Raw genomic sequence first — 18207 nt, 5'->3', positions numbered from 1 at the left:
GATGATAGAATTTTGCTTCACGGGAAATTTATCCCTTTACAGCCCGAATACATGACGCACGAATCTTACTGCGCCTTCTGCGTCTCGGTCTAACATTTCTTCCGTTGCGTTAGGTACTAAATCACGCCACACGCGAATCTCTTTTCCGATTGTCCCGCCCGAAAGCACAAAAGGCTCCATCACTGCCGCGCCCTGATAATTGATGTCGCGTAATGCCTGACCGAGTGCCGCCCAGTCTATCGTACCTTTTCCGGGGACTCTGCGATTCTGTTCACCCAAATGGAGATGACATAAATCTTTTCCCGCAGAACGAACCGCCGCGGCCATGTTGTCTTCCTCGATATTCATGTGGAAAGTGTCAAGCATGATTTTCACGCGGGGGCTTCCTACTGCGTCAATATATTTCTTGCACTCCTCGCACGTGTTAATCATGTAGCCTTCAAAGCGGTTAAGGACTTCCATCCCTAATGTAACCTCGCAGTCTTCCGCGACTTTCGCAAGCTCCTTCATGTTACGGATTGAGACCTCTAAATCTCGTTCCTTGTCCATCGGGAGACTCATATCAAGCGGCCAATAGGAATAGAGTCCGCCTCCGAGAATGTGAATGTTCATGACCTTGAGTTTCGGCAGAAGCTCCCGGAAGAAAGCCATTGCGCGTTTGACGATTTCGGGATCGGTTGAGCAGATATTCTGCTGCTGTGTCGGGCCGTAACCTGACGTAAGAATGACTCCGTTGTCCTCGGCGCATTTCCGCAGGTCTAACATTTTCGCTTCTGTCGTGTACTTCTCCATGAACGCGGCGCAGGAAATTTCGAGGATGTCAAAGCCGAGACGCTTAACTTTCGGGATGTAGTATTCGTAGTCGGATGTCCATTCATGAGTCCAATACGGCGCATAGATTCCATACTTCATGGAACAACTTACCCCCTTATGAAATTTTTGTTATTGGGAAATGAATAATATTGACAAAATTTTTCCGCTAAATTATATTACAGAAACCCAAATAATAAAAATATTTCCTCATTTCCACGTCATCAAAATCAGAAGGAGGAGTCAATATTGTGGAGCCTTTAATTCGTATGATCGGCATCACGAAAACTTTTCCCGGCGTAAAAGCTCTTGACGGTATCAGCTTCGACATTATGCCCGGTGAAGTTCATGTGCTTGTCGGCGAAAATGGCGCGGGAAAATCTACCCTCATGAAGATTCTTTCGGGAGTCTATCAGCCGACTTCAGGAAAAATTATCTGCAACGGCCATGAATACACACAGCTGTCAACAAAAACTTCAGTTGAAGAAGGAATAGCGATTGTGTATCAGGAGTTGAGCGTGATAAATGAGCTGTCAATTCTTGAGAATCTCTTTGTCGGAAAACTCCCGGAGAAAAAATTTCTCGGCATTCCCGTTGTTGATTTCAAAGCAATGGAAGACCGCGCAAAATCCGTCCTCGAACAAGTCGGAATACGCCATGACCCCGCAACCCTTGTCGGGGATCTCGCAGTCCCGGAAAAACAGCTCTGCGAAATCGCAAAGGCTCTCGTCTCCGGCGCAAGGGTAATCGTTCTCGATGAGCCTACAACATCTCTCACAACCTCAGAAGTTGACCGCCTCCACGGATTAATCCGCGAGCTTAAAGCAAAGGGCTGCGGGATCGTCTACATCTCCCACAAAATGAAGGAGCTTAAAGCCATCGGCGACCGAATAACAGTCCTCAAAGACGGGACATATGTCGGCACTTACCCGGCGGACTCTCTCTCGCTTGATGACATCATAAAATTGATGGTAGGGCGTGAAATAAAGGGTACATATTTCGCGGACAAGACAGCGGACGAGCTTGTGAAAAATCCCGTGATATTCGAGGCAAGGAACATAACGCGCTCCGATGGGACTTGCAGAAATGTATCGTTCCAGCTTCACGAGGGGGAAATTCTCGGATTCGCAGGGCTTGTTGGTGCAGGACGCACTGAGACAATGGAGGCCGTTTTCGGAGCTGTGCCGAAAAGCGCGGGGCAGGTCTTCTTGCGGGGCAAGGAGCTTGACATTCACGAACCCTACGCGGCAATCAAGCAGGGAATCGGAATGCTCACGGAGGACAGGCGTAAATTAGGCTTCGCAAAAAATTTCACGTGCAGGGAAAATATTTCTATTGAGCCGTACATCAAAGAGTCAACAGCAGGCGGACTCGGCGGACTCCTCAATGAGTCAAAAGAAAACAAATGGGCCTCCGAGCAGATTACAGCCCTCAACGTGAAATGCACAGGCCCGGAGCAAATGACCGTAGACCTTTCCGGCGGAAATCAGCAGAAAGTCATTCTCGGAAAATGGCTCGCGGCTGACAGTGAGATTCTCATCTTTGACGAACCCACAAAGGGAATCGACATCGGCAGCAAGAGCGAAATATACATACTCATGCGGAGGCTTGCCGAACATGGCCGGGGAGTCCTCATGATTTCGTCAGAGCAGACAGAGTTATTATCCGTTTGCGACCGCATTGCAGTCTTTCACGGCGGGGAGCTTAAAGCGATTCTTGACGGACGCACGGCAACAGAAGAAGAAATTGTGCGAATATCAACGAGCGAATAACAGGGAGGAAAAATTACAATGAGTGAGAAAAAAGCGTTTAATTTCGCGGCGTTCTGGCAGAGATTCGGAACAATAAGCATACTTCTGCTACTGCTCGTCATTCTTGCTGTGGCGCGTCCTGCGGCGGTGTTCTCGTCAACATCAATCCCGCAGATTCTCAGACAGTCAGCCGTGAATATCCTTCTCGCGCTCGGTGAATTTTTCGCCATACTCTTGGGATATATTGACCTCTCAATCTCGGCGGCCTGCGGTCTTACTGGCATGTGCTCCGCTCTTCTCATGCGTGCCGGGACTCCGTGGGTCATCGCATGTATCGCGGGCGTTCTCTGCGGGACTCTAATCGGTGCGCTCAACGGATTCATGATCAACAAGACCGGGCTTCACCCCTTCATCATTACGCTTGGTATGCAGACGGTTTACTTTGGGTTAATGCTCGTTGTGTCAAACTCGTCAAGCGTCTACGGATTCCCGGCGGGCTTCTCGAAATTCATGAACGCTACACTGTGGAACGTCCTTCCTGTCGGGGCAATAATCGCGCTGATTGCGGCGGCGATTCTCTGGTTCGTTACGGCGCGGACAAAGGTCGGCAGGAATCTTTACGCATTGGGCGGTAACCGTGAGGCGGCGTGGTACTCAGGAATTAACGTTCACCGCCATCAAATGATCGTCTACATGATTTCGGGGACATGCGCGGGGCTTGCGGGAATTGTCTTGACGGGACGGCTTAACGCGGCGGCACCTACAGCGGGAACAGGCTATGAGACTTTCGCGATTGCCGCAACGATTATCGGAGGCACGAGCTTTTTCGGCGGAGTCGGGAAAATTCCGGGCGTTGTCGCAGGAGGACTCATCATCGGAATCATCAACTACGGAATGACGGTATTAATGATTGACGCTTCAATGCAGAAAGTTGTGATGGGAGCATTGATTATTGTCGCCGTAACATTGGATCACCTTGTATCAACATCATCAAGAAAATAGTGAATCCGAGTCACAAAAGTGATTCAGGAAAAATAAAACGTGAAAGGACTTGTTACAATGAAAAAGTTTCTCACCGCAATATTAACCCTCTGCCTTGTCGTTACGATGGCTTCTGGCGCGATTGCCGCGAAAAAGTACGCCGTAATCCTCAAGACAACAAACTCCGATTTCTGGCGCACAATGCACGACGGCACAGCAAAGTACGCCAAAGACAACGGGCTTGATGTCGACATGTTCGCAGCTCAGAGCGATATTGACTACGAGGGACAGCTCGCGATTCTTGAGAACTGCATTAACTCCGGGAGCTACGCGGGAATCGCCATAGCACCCTGCAACGGAGTCAACCTCATCGCCGGAGTCAAGAAAGCAAACGAGGCCGGTATAACAATCTGGAACATTGACGAAAGATTCGACGAGGGCGAAATGAAGCGTCAGGGAGCCGTCTGCGTAGGGTTCGACTCATCGGACAACATTCAGATCGGGCACATGGGCGGGGAATATCTCGCTTCACTCCTCGCGAAAGGCGCACAGGTCGGAGTCATTGAGGGACTCGCGGGCAATCAGTCATCAGAAGACCGCGCAAAGGGTGCTAAGGCCGCTTTCACTGAGGCAGGCATGAATATCGTTGCGGCTAAGTCGTGCGACTGGGACAGGCAAATAGCAATGGACACCGCTATGACGTGGATACAGCAATTCCCGGACCTGAAGGCTATTTACTGCTGCAATGACGGCATGGCGATGGGCGCGATTCAGGCCGTAATAGTCGCGGGCAAGCTCGGAGAAATTTACGTATGCGGGACTGACGGAGACTCGGACGCTATTCAGTCGGTGAAGGAAGGAAATCTTACGGGAACGGTAGCGCAGGACTCCGCCAACATCGGCATCGTTGGACTCAAGGGACTTGTCGCGGCAGTCGAGAATCCCTCAGCGTATCCGGCAAGCTCATTCCCGGAGAAAACTCCCGTTAGCGCAATCCTCGTGAAGTCGAAATAATTTATCACACACGGAAATATTGCCGCTGTCCTTTTTTCGGGGACGGCGGTTTTTGTTTGACCCTGTTTCACTCATGCCCTAAAATTTTTCCCGTCAAAGGGGGGTAATATCTTGCCAAAAATTTCACACGTAAAAGACATGACAGACGGAACAATATGGAAACATTTAATCAGTTTCGCGTTTCCTCTGTTTGTCGGCAATATCTTTCAGCAGCTATACAATACAGTAGACAGCATAGTAGTCGGAAATTTCGTAGGGGCTGACGCTCTCGGCGCGGTAACATCAACAATCCCAATCGTGATTACGTTAATCGGACTGTTTATCGGGCTGGCAATGGGCGCAAGCGTGGTAATCTCGCAGTATTTCGGCGCGAAAGACATTCCCAGCCTCCGCAAGGCCACTCACACCGCAGTAGTCTCAACAATAATCATGGCTCTTGTGATTTCCGCCTTGGGCTATTTTTCGACTCCTCACCTGCTCCGCATGATGAATACTCCTGAGTCAGTCTTCCGTGAAGCTGTAGTGTACCTGCAAATATTCTCGCTTGGACTGGGCGGGACTATGCTATACAACATGGGAAGCGCGATTCTCCGGGCGGTCGGTGACTCAAAACGGCCTCTGTATTTCCTCATATTAGCGTCAGTGCTGAATATATTTCTTGATTTGCTGTTCGTCATAAAATTTAAGTCGGGCGTTGCGGGAGTCGCTTATGCCACAATAATATCTCAGTTAGTCTCAGGCTTGATTATATTCGCGATACTGTTCAGGAGTCATGAAGTCCATAGTCTGACATGGCACGAGATGAGAATAGACACGAAAATATTACGCAGGATTATTGCCATTGGATTCCCCGCAGGATTTCAGATGGCCGTAACATCATTCTCAAACGTCTTTGTACAGGCATATATCAACTCATACGGGGCGGCCTCGACAGCAGGATGGGGAATCTATGCCCGCGTTGACGCTTTCGTGATTCTCCCGACTCAGAGCATGGCAATGGCTGTAACAACTTTTGTCGGACAGAACGCCGGAGCAAGGAACCCCGACAGAATCCGCAAAGGACTCCTTCAGGGGCTGTGCATATCGTGGAGCATTTCCGCATGTATCATTATGTGCCTGTACATTTTCGCGCCGAATATCGCAGGGCTGTTCAACCAGGATTCCGCCGTCATCGGATTCGCGGTGTTGTTCCTGAGACTCAACAGCATATTTGACCCCGTGAACGCAACGAATCAGATACAGGCCGGGGCGTTAAGGGGAGTCGGCGACTCTAAGAGTCCCATGATGATAATGCTAATGTCGTTCGTAGTGTTCCGGCAGATATATTTATTTATCATATCGCGTTTGACTGAGTCGGTATACTTTATAGCTATCGGCTATCCTCTCGGCTGGTTTGTATGCACCGTGTTAATGACTCTTCACATAAAGCGGGCCGGCTGGGACAAAAAAATAGCAGCGTTACGATAATTCAGAGGAGGTAATATTTTCATGAAGAGAAAAATTTTTGCGCTGTCAGTTTTTGCTGTGATGATTCTTTCCTGCCCTGCGTTTTCTGAGACTTACGCAAAGGGCGAGGCTCTAGCGGTTTTCCGTGTGCCTGAAGGGGTAAGCGTATCGTCGGCAAGCGACAGAGTCATTCAGGCGGCGGAGGAGATTGGCGCGTCAGTGGCTGAAACTTACGAGGCATTGTCCGAAATTGACGGCGGAATATTCGTTCTTGTGCGTTCGCAGGAAAAGTCAGCGGAGGAATTAATTTCTGCCCTCAAAGCCCGCCCGGACGTAATCACAGCATCGCCGAACTATTACACCCGGAGTCAGTCGTTCGAGGCTTCAGCATTTCCCGATGACCCTAGCGCGGATTTATGCTGGGGACTGAAGGCCATAAACGCCCCGGCGGTGTGGGACAGCACAAAGGGGACTCACTACATTTACGCCTGCGTTGTTGACTCAGGAATATACCGGCACCCGGACTTGACGGCCAATATTGCGACAGAGTACGGCTTCAACACACATACAGTAAGCGGAGAATATGACCTGCGTAATGTGAGCTGGGACGCTGATTTTCAGGGTCATGGGACTCACGTTGCGGGGACAATCGGCGCGGTCGGAAATAATAATCTCGGTGTCGCCGGGGTAAATTGGAACGTGAAAATTATCCCCGTGAGAGTTTTCGACACAGAGAACGCTTACGAGACAATCAACTACGAAATACGCGCCCTGAATTACATCGTGAGCCTTCTCCGCAGGGACTCTGATATGAGGCTGGCCGCGCTGAATTTCTCGCTGGGTGCTGCTCTTCCCTTCACGCCTGACGAAATGCGGAATGATGTCTACTACATGGCATATCAGGCACTCGACTCCCTCAACAGGACGTTGATTGTAGTTGCCGCCGGAAACTCAGGGCTTCAGGTTGGCGCGCCTGCACCGTTTGACGATCCCAGCGACAGTAACGTCTTTAAGGAAGGAATGTACGATTATCCCTCGTCATTCACCGGGCTGAACAACCTTATTGTAGTGGGAGCTATAGATTCGGCGGACAAGGCAGCGTCTTTCACGAACTGGGGCGAAAAAGTAGACATAGCCGCGCCGGGAGTCAGAATCCTTAGCACTTACTCCCCGATTGCAATAGAAGGCAAAAACCCGGCCATGTACAAATATTTGAACGGGACATCAATGGCAACACCTCATGTTACGGGAGCGGCGGCCTTGCTGATGTCGGCATTCCCGAACGCAGAGCCTAGACAGATAAAATCAGCCCTTCTTGACGGGGCGAACAGGGACATTAATCCGGTTGTGTATCCCTATACTTACGCCGTACCGACAGATGAGGAGTTAGTCGCGGAAGTTGACAAAATGATAGCAAGGGGGAAAATTTCCCCTGACAAGCGCGCTGATGAGATAAACTCCCTTAAAGTGAGGTATGAGTTCATTTACGGGCGTTACAAGCAACTTGACGGAGCCGGGAGAGTCAGCCGGACGGGGCTTCTTGACGTGAAAGCGGCGTATGACCTTCTCGAAAAGCGTTCACGCGGGAGCGGGTCATCATCCGGGTGCAGTATGGGAGCGGGGACGGTGCTTGTGATTCTTGCGGTGGGATTCATTCTCAGGCGGATAAAATTCCATGCATGATATAATTTCCGCAATCTCCACAAAACAAACAAAGGAGTTGTATTCTTACCATGCGTAAAATTTCAGCGGCGTTAATTCTCGTGTTAATGTTCGGTGCTTGCGCTTTTGCGGGGAATGCTCCCGATTATTCGCAGAAGGAAAACTGGTGCAGATTCCCGGAAATCACAAAGAACGCTGATACGTTTTTCATCTACCCAACAGAATATATGGGCTTCAAAGAAGGCGATCCCGATTACGCGCCGCTCGACAATGACGAAATGAGGCAGGGTGCGGAAGCGTGCTACATTTTGCAGGCAAGTGCATACGAGGACTCAACAAATGTATTCATGCCGTACTATAGGCAGGTCAGCTTAAAGCACGCAGGGGAAGTCTGGAAAAAGACCGGGGAAAGCGACGCAGTATTTTCAGGAATACCCTACAGCGACATAACAGCCGCGCTTGATTACTACTTCACGAACTGCAACGGGGGTAGGCCGTTCATCATCGCAGGACACAGTCAGGGATCAGCCATAACAAGACTCGTCCTCAAAAAATACTTCAGGGAGCATCCCGAATACTACAGCCGAATGATAGCCGCTTACGTCATAGGCTACTCCGTAACAGAAGACGACCTCAAATCATTTCCGCACCTGAAATTCGCGGAAGGTGAGACCGACACGGGAGTCATCATCAGCTGGAACACTGAGGGCAAAAAGAATGTTGAAGGGAATGTAAAGACCGCTGTATTATTGCCGGGCGCAGTCAGTATCAACCCGCTGAACTGGAAGCGCGATGAGACTTACGCCCCTGCAAGCGAGAATCTCGGCTCTCTCGTTCTGAACGAAAAGACAGGCAAACTTGAAATTGGCGATGTTGGAGCAGACGCGCAGATTGTTCTTTCACGCGGAACAGTCGTAACGAACGCCGAAATCGAGCCAATGCCGGAGGAATTAGCCAAGGTTGCCGGAGATTTCTTTGGCCCTGACGGCAGGCACGAAAGCGATTACACGTTCTACTACAGCAACATCAAAGCCAACGCAGCAAAACGAGTCGCGGCTTATATGTCCCTTCATGCCGCCGAGTAAAATTCCATGCGTGATATAATTTCCGCAATCCACAGAAAACACAAAGGAGATGTATTTTCACAATGCGTAAAATTTCAGCGGCGTTAATTCTCGTGTTAATGTTCGGTGCCTGCGCTTTTGCGGGGAATGCTCCCGATTATTCACAAAGGGCGAGCTGGTACAAGTTCCCGGAAATCACAAAGGACGCTGATACGTTCTATATCAACTCAACATCGTATGTATTCGACAGCCTGAAAGAAGATTCACCCGAATATGCTCCGCTCGACAATGAAGAAATGTTAGCGCGGTTTCCGGAAGAATATTCAGCTCACGCAACTGTGTTCGAGGAATGCACAAATATATTCATGCCGTATTACCGTCAGGCGGGAATGATAGTCATGAAAAAATCCTGGCTTGAGACTGGCGATATTGACGCGGCAATTTCAGGAATACCCTACAGCGACATAACAGCCGCGCTTGATTACTACTTCACGAACTGCAACAACGGAAGGCCGTTCATCATCGCAGGACACAGCCAAGGGTCAGCACTCGTAAGACTCGTACTCAAAAAATATTTTGCTGAACATCCCGATTACTACAAACGAATGATCGCCGCTTACGTCATAGGCTACTCAGTAACAAAAGATGACCTGAAAAATTGCCCGCATTTGAAGTTTGCGACAGGTGAGACTGACACGGGAGTTGTCATCAGCTGGAACACAGAAGGCTCAATGAATGTAAAGCAAAACGCCTCGAATATTGTAGTACTTTCGGGAGCAATCAGCATTAACCCTCTGAACTGGAAGCTCGATGAGACTTACGCACCCGCAAGCGAAAATTTAGGCTCGCTCATTGTGAACGAAAAGGGAGAACACGTAATCGCTGACATAGGTGCAGACGCGCAAATAAATCTTGCACGCGGTGTTTTGGTAACGAACGCAAAAGCCGACCCAATGCCGGAAGAAGCCGCAAGAATCACACTGGAATATTTCGGGCCGGACGTAAGACACGATAACGATTACACGTTCTACTACAGCAACATCAAAGCCAACGTCGCAAAACGAGTCGCGGCTTATATGTCCCTTCATGCCGCCGAGTAAAATTCCGTGCGTGATATAATTTCCGCAATCCACAAAAAACACAAAGGAGATGTATTTTCACAATGCGTAAAATTTCAGCGGCGTTAATGCTCGTGTTAATGCTCACTTCCTGCGCTTTTGCGGCTGACGATGTGATAAGGGTCGGAGTCTTCAACTGCCTGACGGGGCAAAATGCTTTCGGCGGACAGCTTGAGCTTGAGGGAACGCAGTTAGCACACTCGTTATTCCCCGAAATCGCCGGGAAGAAAGTCGAGCTTGTCATAGTCGACAACAAGTCAGACAAGGTAGAGGCCGCCAACGCCGTAACACGCCTCATCGAGAATGACAAAGTGAACGCGATAATCGGCACATACGGCTCATCGCTGGCTATGGCCGGGGGAGAAGTCGCAGAGAAAGCCGGAGTCCCCGTAATCGGAACATCATGCACGAATCCTCTTGTGACTCAGGGCAAAAAGTTCTATTTCCGCGTCTGCTTCATTGACCCGTTTCAGGGCGCGGGGGCGGCGACATACGCATTCAGGCATTTGGGACTCAAGAAGGCCGCTACCCTCGTTGACATGTCGAATGATTACAGCGTTGGACTCGGAAAATTCTTCCGCGACTCCTTCAAGAAAATGGGCGGGGAAATTGTCGCAAGCCTCATGTATCAGACCGGCGACACGGATTTTACAGCCCAGCTCACAAGCCTTATGGAGGCAAAGCCGGATATAGTGTTCCTCCCTGCATATTTCGCGGAGGGCGCAATTGTCCTCAAGCAGGCCAAAGAACTCGGCGCAACGTTCAAATTTATCGGTGCTGACGCAATGGACAACCCCGAAATCGTTACGCTCGGCGGGGACGCTGTAGAAGGCTTCATGCATACGACATTTGCCTATGACCCCTCAATGCCCGAAATGAACGACACCGCAAAGGCATTCACAGAGGCATGGAACAAAGTCCACCCCGACAAAGCCCCTAACGTAAACTGCGCTCTGGGTTACGACTGCTACATAATGCTGAAGGACGCAATCGAGAGAGCCGGAAGCACCGACCCCGCAAGAATCCGCGACACTCTCGAAACCGTGAAAGACCTTCCGACAGTTACAGGAATGACGACAATCAACGCCACCCATGACGCAGAGAAAGACATGGGAATCGTTGAGATAAAGAACGGGAAAAAGACATTTATCGGAATCGTGAAGCCTGAAGTGTAAAACGGGCGCGAAAATTCCGGCAGGGCTGGGAGAAAATCCCGGCTCTGTTTTTTTTTTGCGGAATGTAAAAATTCTGCGGACAAAATTTTTTTGCGGACAATGATACAATCTCATAATCCTAAATTCACAGAAAGGGCTGAAAATATTTGAACTTAAATATATTCATTCAGCATTTCATTAACGCATTGAGTCTCGGCTCACTTTACGGGCTTGTTGCTGTGGGCTATACAATGGTCTACGGAATTTTGAGGCTCATAAATTTCGCTCACGGCGATATATTCATGCTGGGCGCGTATTTCGTCTACTTTGCGACAATCGTCTACCATCTCCCTTGGGCTGTCGGCGTAATCATTGCTGTAATCCTCACGACAATTTGCGGACTCCTCGTTGACCGAATCGCCTACAAGCCATTGCGGGAAGCTCCGAGAATCTCTGCCCTAATCAGCGCGATAGGAGTATCATTCTTCATCGAAAATTTCGCGGTTGTTGTGTTCACTGGAATGCCGCGGCCTGTCGTACAGCCTCCGATTCTCATGAAGCCTATCGAGTTTTCCGGCGGTGTCAGGCTGATTCCTCTTGGGATTCTCGTGCCGGTAGTGTCGTTCCTGCTAGTCGGTGGACTCTTGTGGCTCTTGTACTGCACAAAGCCGGGACTGGCTATGCGGGCTATATCGTTCGACATTGAAGCAACAAGGATGATGGGCGTATCAGTCAACAAAATTATAGCTCTTGCGTTCGGGCTTGGGTCTGCGCTTGCGGCTGTGGCGGGAATAATGTGGGCATTGCGTTACCCTCGTGTTGAGCCGTTCATGGGAATGACTCCGGGAATAAAGGCATTTATCGCGGCTGTTTTCGGGGGAATTGGCTCGGTGCCGGGCGCGATGATAGGGGGATTAATTCTCGGCTTTGTTGAAATTATGTCGGTTGCGTTCTTCCCGACTCTTTCGGGGTATAAGGATGCTTTCGCGTTCCTCCTGCTGATAATGATACTGCTATTCCGTCCTACGGGGTTACTTGGCGAGAAATTGGAGGACAAAATATAATGAGACGCACACGAAATTTAATCCTCACTGTAATTAGCGTTATACTTTTCGCGTACTTCCTCGAAAAAGCTCCCCTTCTCCTTAATGGCTACTGGCAGAGAATCCTTAACCTAATCGCAATCAACGCAATACTAGCCCTGAGTCTCAATCTCATTTACGGCATTACGGGAATGTTCTCATTAGGCCACGCGGGATTCATGGCAATAGGGGCGTATGTCTCCGCATTGCTTGTTCTCACGCCGTCGCAGAAAAATGCCATGTGGATTCTTGAGGACATTTATCCCTGGCTGCTTGAAGTCAACACGCCTTTCATAGCGTCAATAATAATCGCGGGACTCGTTGCGGCGTTTTTCGGGCTGATTGTCGCGCTTCCTGTGCTGAGACTCGGCGGTGATTATCTCGGTATAGCTACGTTAGGTTTTGCGGAGATAATACGAATCCTAATCACAAACACTGCGAGACTCACAAACGGCTCACTCGGCCTCAAAGGTATACCGGCCTACACGACTCTGTTCATGAGCTGGGGCTGTCTCGGAGTTGTACTGCTGTGCATGGTCTGCATGTTGCGCAGCAATTTCGGCGGAGTCCTGCGGGCAGTGAGGGATGATGAGGTAGCCGCGAGAATGATGGGTATAAATACGTTCCGGGTTAAGGTGCTGGCGTTCACGCTGGGCTGTTTCGGCGGGGGACTCGGAGGGGCATTAATGGGAAATCTGATTACGACGATTGACCCGCGAATGTTCATGATTACGCAGACGTACAATATTTTGATGATAATCGTTGTGGGCGGACTCGGAAGCGTAACAGGCTCTATTATCGGCTCTGCTCTAGTTACGACAATGCTTGAGTGGCTGAGATTCGTCGAGAACCCAATCACAATAGGCAGCATAAATATCCCCGGCATACCCGGCATGAGGATGGTAATATTCTCGTTACTGCTGATTGTCGTTATCATCTTCCGGCGCGAGGGCATTATGGGAATGCGCGAGTTCACGTGGGATATATTTTTCCCAAGACGCAAAGCACATCCCAAAACTGAGACTCCCTCGTCTGACTCGGTGCTTGAAGTCCGCAACGTAACATTGAGATTCGGCGGTCTGTCGGCGATTGATGACCTAAGTTTTGACATTAAGCGCGGTCAGATAATGGGACTCATCGGCCCTAACGGAGCGGGGAAAACATCTGCCTTCAACGTCATAAGCGGGTTCTACAAGCCGACATCAGGAACGATAAAATTCATGGGAGAGTCGATCGGAGGATTAAGCCCGGATAAAGTCTGTCGTGCGGGAATGAGCCGGACATTTCAGAATATACGCTTGTTCGGCCATGAAACAGTATTGCAGAACGTTATGACAGGCTCGCGGATACGTCAAAAATATTCGTGGTGGATGACGTTAGCCCCGTTCATATTCACGGACGTAATACGCGAGGACTCAGCCGCTAAAGCCAGGGCGATGGACTTGCTTTCACAGCTTGGGCTTGATGGTTTTGCTTACGAGAAAGCGTCCTCACTGCCATACGGAGCGCAGAGACGGCTAGAAATTGCGCGGGCATTGGCGACACGTCCGAAATTTTTGCTTCTTGACGAACCCGCCGCCGGAATGAATCCGCAGGAGTCAGAAGAGCTTTTGCAGTTCATACGGAGACTGCGAGATGAATTTGACCTGACAATATTACTGATTGAGCATGATATGAAGGTTGTGATGAATGTGTGCGACTATATTCACGTGCTTGATCAGGGAGTCCACATAGCCGAGGGAACGCCGGAGGAAATCAAAGCCAATCCGCGAGTCATAGAGGCGTATTTAGGAGCTGACCCCTCCGCCAGCGACCCCTCTGTGAGCAAGCTGACACCTCCCCTTACGCAGGAGAGCGACCCCTCCGTCAGCAAGCTGACACCTCCCCTTGTCAGGGGAGACGAAATGCCGAAAGGGGGCATAGCATAATGAGTTCACCAATGCTGAAAGTTGACGGCCTCAATGTGAATTACGGGGCAATACATGCAGTGCGAGATGTCTCACTCGAAATCAACAAGGGGGAAATTGTAACCCTCATAGGCGCGAACGGTGCAGGGAAGTCAAGCGTAATCCGCTCAATAATGGGACTGACGAAATCAACCGCCCGCGAAATGACCTACACATCACCCCGCGACAATAAGTCCGTGAATATCGCAGGCCGTCCCGCAGAAGATCATGTGAAGCTCGGAATATCATTGAGTCCCGAAGGCCGCAGAATACTCCCTCAGCTTACGGTTGAGGAGAATTTAGCGTTAGGGGCATATATACGTGATGACTCTGACGGGATAGCCGCTGATATGGATTATGTGTATACGCTTTTCCCCCGCCTGAAGGAACGACACAGGCAGAAGGGCGGAACATTGTCCGGCGGTGAGCAGCAGATGTTAGCGGTTGGGCGGGCATTGATGAGCCGTCCTGACCTGCTTATGCTTGATGAGCCGAGTTTGGGACTTGCGCCGGTTCTTGTTGATGAGGTGTTCGAGATTATCCGGGAGATTAACGCGCAGGGGAGAACGATATTGCTTGTGGAGCAGAATGCTTTTGCCGCATTGAAGGCCGCGCACCGGGCGTATGTTCTTGAGGTTGGTGCGGTGAGTCTGTCGGGTACCGGCTCGGAACTGCTGAACAATCCGAAAGTGAGGGCGGCATATCTGGGAGGCTGAGAAAAATTTTGTCCCCTCGTCAAAAGGCGGGGGGATTATTTTTGCGGTTTGTCTTCTCCGCGGAAGGCTCTTGCAATCAGCGATATTCCGTCAGCTATAGCACCGAAAAGAGATTTTATTCCCGCGACAATCTGAGGCATTGCGAACACAACAAGAATTATTGACAGTAGCCAGTAATCCCAGTGATACAACCCTACTACATCATGCTGTAATCCTGTAACATCTCTCTGAAGCTCTGAAATTTCCGCTTTCACTTCTCTGAATCCCTGTCTGACTTCTGACTTGAACGCGCCAACGTCCTGCCTTACTGCTGTTATGTCCTGTCTGACTTCGGTTTTGAACGTTTCAATATCATGCTTGACTTCTGATTTGAATGTGTCAATGTCCTGTTTTACTTCTGCTTTGAAATCTTTAATGTCCTGTCTGACCTCTGATTTGAACGTGTCAATGTCCTGTTTTACTTCTGCTTTGAAGTCTTTGATGTCCTGTCTAACTTCGGTTTTGAACGTGTCAATGTCCTGCCTCACTTCTGATTTGAACGCGCCCATTTCCTTAATCATTGTTGCGTGAAACTCTGCATTTTCCGCCCTCATATCTGAAATTTGCTTTTCCGTCCGCGAAAAATGCTCCCTCAGCAACAATTCAAGCCTCTGCATACCTCCTGCATTATCTCCGCTGGTCATAATTCATCATCTCCCTTCATGCGGATATTATACATGTTATGCCCTGCCCTGAAGCTCTGCCCGGATTTTCATGAGCAATTGACCCAGCATATTCCGCCCGTAACCTAAATTGACATCAAAGCCCCAGAATGTATCCTCCCAGTCATTTCCCTCGACAAGGAGTGCCTGCTTTGTCGCAAGAAGTTTGTCCGACAAGTCCGGGTTCTGCGTGAATTTCGCCCTGAGGTTTTCTGCGCCTGAAACGCCGCCTCCGAGCTTCCGTAAATCAATCCCTCAAACGTAACAGCACACTCGTAAAAGTTGCTCAGAAATTCGTACTCATCCTCAAAACTCGCTATAACGTCCATAATATAACCTTCTTTCTTGGTATTGCGCCGTCAAACGCACACGGAATGAGGCTGCCTGCTTTCCTTCAGCCATAATTTTCGCACAGCCGACAGAAATTCATCATACACTCCGCTTGCGAAATCGGGAAAAGTGTAATCAAAGCTCGCCCATTTCCTGAACCTGTAGCGCATTGTTACCTCAGCAAAAATTCCGTCCCTCAAATATATTCTGTGGGCGTGGTCTTTTGTTGACGCAAGAATCAGCCTCGCACCGTCAATATATCCTGGGTCAATGTTCACCGCCCTGACAGGTTTTCGGCTCATGGCCTCAATATCGATTGCCTGATGTTTCCAGTCAGCAAGCCCGGAAGCGTTCACGAGTCCCGGAAAGCAAAGAAAAACACGCTTCAGGTTCGGCGAAATTTCGTCATAATAATTTGTCTTGTTGAATGGTACAGGATGACTCATAATTTCAGGATTACCCCAGATTTCTGTCAGGCGTTCGACAGTCCACGCAAGCAAATTTTCATCAGGGTACAAAATCCCGGTGATTCTCTTGACTTCCGGCTCTCTCATAGAAAGTATTCCCCTCCGTTTTCTCTTGACTGCCCCGCGGCAAGAAGTGCCATTGCCTGAGGGCCTATTCTCCCGATAACGTCATCGGGCTGTCTCATGCTTAACGGCTCAGGCTGTATAGGCTCTTCATTTTCCGGCGGGATTTCCGGCTTCTGTTCGGGAGGCTCTTCCGGCTCTGTTTTCGGCGCGGGCTTCTTCCTTGTCGGCATCTGAATGTCAATATACCCCTGAACCTGCCCCTGCCATTCACACACACGGCAGGATTTCTTCTTTCCTTCCGGGACTGCTGAGAGCCTCTGCCATTTTCCGCCCTTTGACTCAATTTCTTTAACCCACGCCTGCCCGACAGCCGCCCACCATGTTATGTCCTGCGCGTCAGTGAGATCTTCTGTGCAGTCGTCAACCGTGAAAATTCCCGGCCTAACTTTTCGGAACGCCATGAACCTCGCGCCGTTTGTCCCTTCAAGCCTCACTATAAACTCGTCCCGGTCAGGAAGGTCCGCGGCATTCAGCTTTTCCAGGCCGCTGCCGAACATGTTCACCGCCGTGTCATTCAGCCGGAGTACTCCCCGCGATGATATGGCGAAAGGAACAGGAGCGTCCCACCACTGCGGATATTGAGGCTCATCGGGATTTAGTGCGGTCTTAAGAGTCCCTATGAATGTCCCGGCCGTCTCAACGTAAAGCGCGCTGGACTCGGCGGGGTATTCTATTTCCTCCGGGTTAATGGGCTTGACGATATTTCTTGCGGCTAACTGCGGGAGAGTCTTAATCATTGCGTCAGCACAGCCCCTTTCAACAAGAAAAACGAGCTGGCCTTTCGTGAGAATGATAACGTCGCCGGAGTCAGGGATATACACTGCATACTCAGCGGCCGAGGCGAACAATGTCCGCAGGAAATACAGAAGCGTTGACTCAGGAGTTAGGTATTTGAGGCTGTAATCTCTTTCGTTCACGGATTAATTTCCATAAGGGCATTGGCGAAATCTTCCGGGCTGAACGTGTTAAGGTCGTCAGCTCCCTCGCCGAGTCCTATATAACGCACGGGGATATGAAGTTTTCTTGCTATTGAGATGACGACTCCGCCTTTTGCTGTGTTGTCGTACTTTGTGAGGATGATAGATGTTACGGGTATTATGCTGTTGAACGTCTCAGCCTGCGCCGCAGAATTTTGCCCTAATACAGCGTCAAGCACTAATACTGTTTCGAGTCTTTCGCTCCCTGCCTCGCGCAGTAATATGCGGTGAATCTTCCGTAGTTCCTCCATCAGGTTATGTTTGTCGTGAAGCCTCCCTGCCGTGTCGACTATAAGCACGTCAGTATTTGAGGACTCAGCCGACTTCCATGCGTCAAAAGCAACCGCCGCAGGATCACTGCCCTGCCCCTGCGCTATTACGCGGACTCCGGCTCTTTCTGCCCATACTTTGAGCTGTTCGACAGCCGCCGCACGGAATGTATCAGCCGCCGCCATTATGACTTTCTTGCCCTGCTTGGCGTAAAGTGCCGCAAGTTTGCCGGATGATGTAGTTTTGCCGCTTCCGTTCACCCCGGCCATGAGAAGGACTAGCGGCCTATGTTCGAGGCTGAAAGGCTGTCCCATGCCGCTGACGGAATTTAATTCGTCAACAATTTTTGCGGTGAATGAGTCTTTGAGGTCTGCGGGAGATTTTATGCCTCTGCGCTTTGACTCGGCTTTGAGGAAGTCAATCATTTCTTCTGTGAAGTCAAGCCCAGTGTCGCCCGCTATGAGCTGTTCTTCTAGGTTGTCCCAGAAATCGGAGTCAAATTTTCCGGCAGTGAACAATTTTGCGATTCCGCCGCTCCATTTTTCCCGGACAGTCTTGAGGCTTTCCCGGAGTTTTGCGAACAATGCCATAA

The 18207-nt window shown here is 49.9% G+C and carries 17 protein-coding genes and 1 pseudogene; 12 read left to right on the top strand and 6 right to left on the bottom strand.

Features of this window, described 5'->3' with window-relative positions:
• Positions 1 to 36: 36 nt before the first annotated feature.
• On the bottom strand, positions 37 to 912 hold the full coding sequence (locus IKQ95_06490; protein ID MBR4196341.1) for a sugar phosphate isomerase/epimerase: 876 nt from the start codon (positions 910 to 912) through the stop codon (positions 37 to 39).
• Positions 913 to 1061: 149 nt separating this feature from the next.
• On the opposite strand from IKQ95_06490, the gene IKQ95_06485 reads away from it, so the two are divergent.
• The 12 genes and pseudogenes from IKQ95_06485 to IKQ95_06430 all read left to right on the top strand — a co-directional run bounded on the left by IKQ95_06485 (position 1062) and on the right by IKQ95_06430 (position 14744).
• Positions 1062 to 2582 (top strand): ATP-binding cassette domain-containing protein, encoded by a 1521-nt coding sequence (locus IKQ95_06485; protein MBR4196340.1) that lies wholly within the window; start codon positions 1062 to 1064, stop codon positions 2580 to 2582.
• A gap of 18 nt (positions 2583 to 2600) precedes the next feature.
• On the top strand, positions 2601 to 3563 hold the full coding sequence (locus IKQ95_06480; protein ID MBR4196339.1) for an ABC transporter permease: 963 nt from the start codon (positions 2601 to 2603) through the stop codon (positions 3561 to 3563).
• Positions 3564 to 3620: 57 nt separating this feature from the next.
• A complete protein-coding gene (locus IKQ95_06475) occupies positions 3621 to 4556 on the top strand; it encodes a substrate-binding domain-containing protein (protein MBR4196338.1) in 936 nt (311 codons plus the stop codon).
• A 111-nt stretch (positions 4557 to 4667) separates the two neighbouring features.
• Positions 4668 to 6023, top strand: coding sequence for an MATE family efflux transporter (locus IKQ95_06470; protein ID MBR4196337.1), 1356 nt, complete (start codon positions 4668 to 4670; stop codon positions 6021 to 6023).
• Positions 6024 to 6044: 21 nt separating this feature from the next.
• Entirely contained in the window at positions 6045 to 7685 is a 1641-nt protein-coding gene (locus tag IKQ95_06465) for a S8 family serine peptidase (protein ID MBR4196336.1), read from the top strand.
• Positions 7686 to 7735: 50 nt separating this feature from the next.
• Entirely contained in the window at positions 7736 to 8749 is a 1014-nt protein-coding gene (locus IKQ95_06460; GenBank protein MBR4196335.1) for a DUF3089 domain-containing protein, read from the top strand.
• Between the two features lie 62 nt (positions 8750 to 8811).
• Positions 8812 to 9828: a DUF3089 domain-containing protein gene (locus tag IKQ95_06455; protein MBR4196334.1), complete on the top strand. Its 1017-nt coding sequence runs from the start codon at positions 8812 to 8814 to the stop codon at positions 9826 to 9828.
• A 62-nt stretch (positions 9829 to 9890) separates the two neighbouring features.
• Positions 9891 to 11021 carry an ABC transporter substrate-binding protein gene (locus IKQ95_06450; GenBank protein MBR4196333.1) on the top strand — a complete coding sequence of 377 codons (1131 nt, stop codon included), beginning with the start codon at positions 9891 to 9893 and terminating at the stop codon, positions 11019 to 11021.
• A 146-nt stretch (positions 11022 to 11167) separates the two neighbouring features.
• Positions 11168 to 12064 (top strand): branched-chain amino acid ABC transporter permease, encoded by an 897-nt coding sequence (locus IKQ95_06445; protein ID MBR4196332.1) that lies wholly within the window; start codon positions 11168 to 11170, stop codon positions 12062 to 12064.
• Positions 12064 to 13065, top strand: a pseudogene (locus IKQ95_06440) (branched-chain amino acid ABC transporter permease). The gene IKQ95_06445 and the pseudogene IKQ95_06440 overlap by 1 nt, the downstream one beginning before the upstream one ends.
• Positions 13045 to 14010 (top strand): ABC transporter ATP-binding protein, encoded by a 966-nt coding sequence (locus IKQ95_06435; GenBank protein MBR4196331.1) that lies wholly within the window; start codon positions 13045 to 13047, stop codon positions 14008 to 14010. Before IKQ95_06440 ends, IKQ95_06435 begins: the two are co-directional and overlap by 21 nt.
• An 11-nt stretch (positions 14011 to 14021) precedes the next feature.
• Complete coding sequence (locus tag IKQ95_06430; protein ID MBR4196330.1) at positions 14022 to 14744, top strand: ABC transporter ATP-binding protein; 723 nt, start codon at positions 14022 to 14024, stop codon at positions 14742 to 14744.
• A gap of 35 nt (positions 14745 to 14779) precedes the next feature.
• Here IKQ95_06430 and IKQ95_06425 read toward each other — a convergent pair whose 3' ends face one another.
• The 5 genes from IKQ95_06425 to ftsY form a co-directional block, all read right to left on the bottom strand.
• The gene (locus IKQ95_06425; GenBank protein MBR4196329.1) at positions 14780 to 15427 is read right to left on the bottom strand and encodes a hypothetical protein; all 648 of its coding nucleotides are present in this window, start codon (positions 15425 to 15427) and stop codon (positions 14780 to 14782) included.
• Positions 15428 to 15463: 36 nt separating this feature from the next.
• Positions 15464 to 15622, bottom strand: a complete 159-nt coding sequence (locus IKQ95_06420; GenBank protein ID MBR4196328.1) for a hypothetical protein — start codon at positions 15620 to 15622, stop codon at positions 15464 to 15466.
• Between the two features lie 182 nt (positions 15623 to 15804).
• Positions 15805 to 16329: a DUF4416 family protein gene (locus IKQ95_06415; protein MBR4196327.1), complete on the bottom strand. Its 525-nt coding sequence runs from the start codon at positions 16327 to 16329 to the stop codon at positions 15805 to 15807.
• Positions 16326 to 17285, bottom strand: coding sequence for a hypothetical protein (locus IKQ95_06410; protein ID MBR4196326.1), 960 nt, complete (start codon positions 17283 to 17285; stop codon positions 16326 to 16328). Before IKQ95_06410 ends, IKQ95_06415 begins: the two co-directional genes overlap by 4 nt.
• The gene (gene ftsY, locus IKQ95_06405; protein MBR4196325.1) at positions 17282 to 18205 is read right to left on the bottom strand and encodes a signal recognition particle-docking protein FtsY; all 924 of its coding nucleotides are present in this window, start codon (positions 18203 to 18205) and stop codon (positions 17282 to 17284) included. The genes IKQ95_06410 and ftsY overlap by 4 nt, the downstream gene beginning before the upstream one ends.
• Positions 18206 to 18207 lie beyond the last annotated feature (2 nt).

The organism is Synergistaceae bacterium (genome assembly GCA_017540085.1).
Lineage (GTDB): Bacteria > Synergistota > Synergistia > Synergistales > Aminobacteriaceae > JAFUXM01.
The sequence above is the reverse complement of the archived record's forward strand: the minus strand, read 5'-3'. Positions and strand labels throughout refer to the sequence as shown.

Coding starts and splice junctions, on each gene's coding strand:
- ftsY (MBR4196325.1), bottom strand. CDS start 18,205: ATGGCATTGTTCGCAAAACTCCGGGAAAGCCTCAAGACTGTCCGGGAA.
- IKQ95_06465 (MBR4196336.1), top strand. CDS start 6,045: ATGAAGAGAAAAATTTTTGCGCTGTCAGTTTTTGCTGTGATGATTCTT.
- IKQ95_06425 (MBR4196329.1), bottom strand. CDS start 15,427: ATGACCAGCGGAGATAATGCAGGAGGTATGCAGAGGCTTGAATTGTTG.
- IKQ95_06455 (MBR4196334.1), top strand. CDS start 8,812: ATGCGTAAAATTTCAGCGGCGTTAATTCTCGTGTTAATGTTCGGTGCC.
- IKQ95_06480 (MBR4196339.1), top strand. CDS start 2,601: ATGAGTGAGAAAAAAGCGTTTAATTTCGCGGCGTTCTGGCAGAGATTC.
- IKQ95_06490 (MBR4196341.1), bottom strand. CDS start 912: ATGAAGTATGGAATCTATGCGCCGTATTGGACTCATGAATGGACATCC.
- IKQ95_06460 (MBR4196335.1), top strand. CDS start 7,736: ATGCGTAAAATTTCAGCGGCGTTAATTCTCGTGTTAATGTTCGGTGCT.
- IKQ95_06435 (MBR4196331.1), top strand. CDS start 13,045: ATGCGCGAGTTCACGTGGGATATATTTTTCCCAAGACGCAAAGCACAT.
- IKQ95_06415 (MBR4196327.1), bottom strand. CDS start 16,329: ATGAGAGAGCCGGAAGTCAAGAGAATCACCGGGATTTTGTACCCTGAT.
- IKQ95_06430 (MBR4196330.1), top strand. CDS start 14,022: ATGCTGAAAGTTGACGGCCTCAATGTGAATTACGGGGCAATACATGCA.
- IKQ95_06450 (MBR4196333.1), top strand. CDS start 9,891: ATGCGTAAAATTTCAGCGGCGTTAATGCTCGTGTTAATGCTCACTTCC.
- IKQ95_06475 (MBR4196338.1), top strand. CDS start 3,621: ATGAAAAAGTTTCTCACCGCAATATTAACCCTCTGCCTTGTCGTTACG.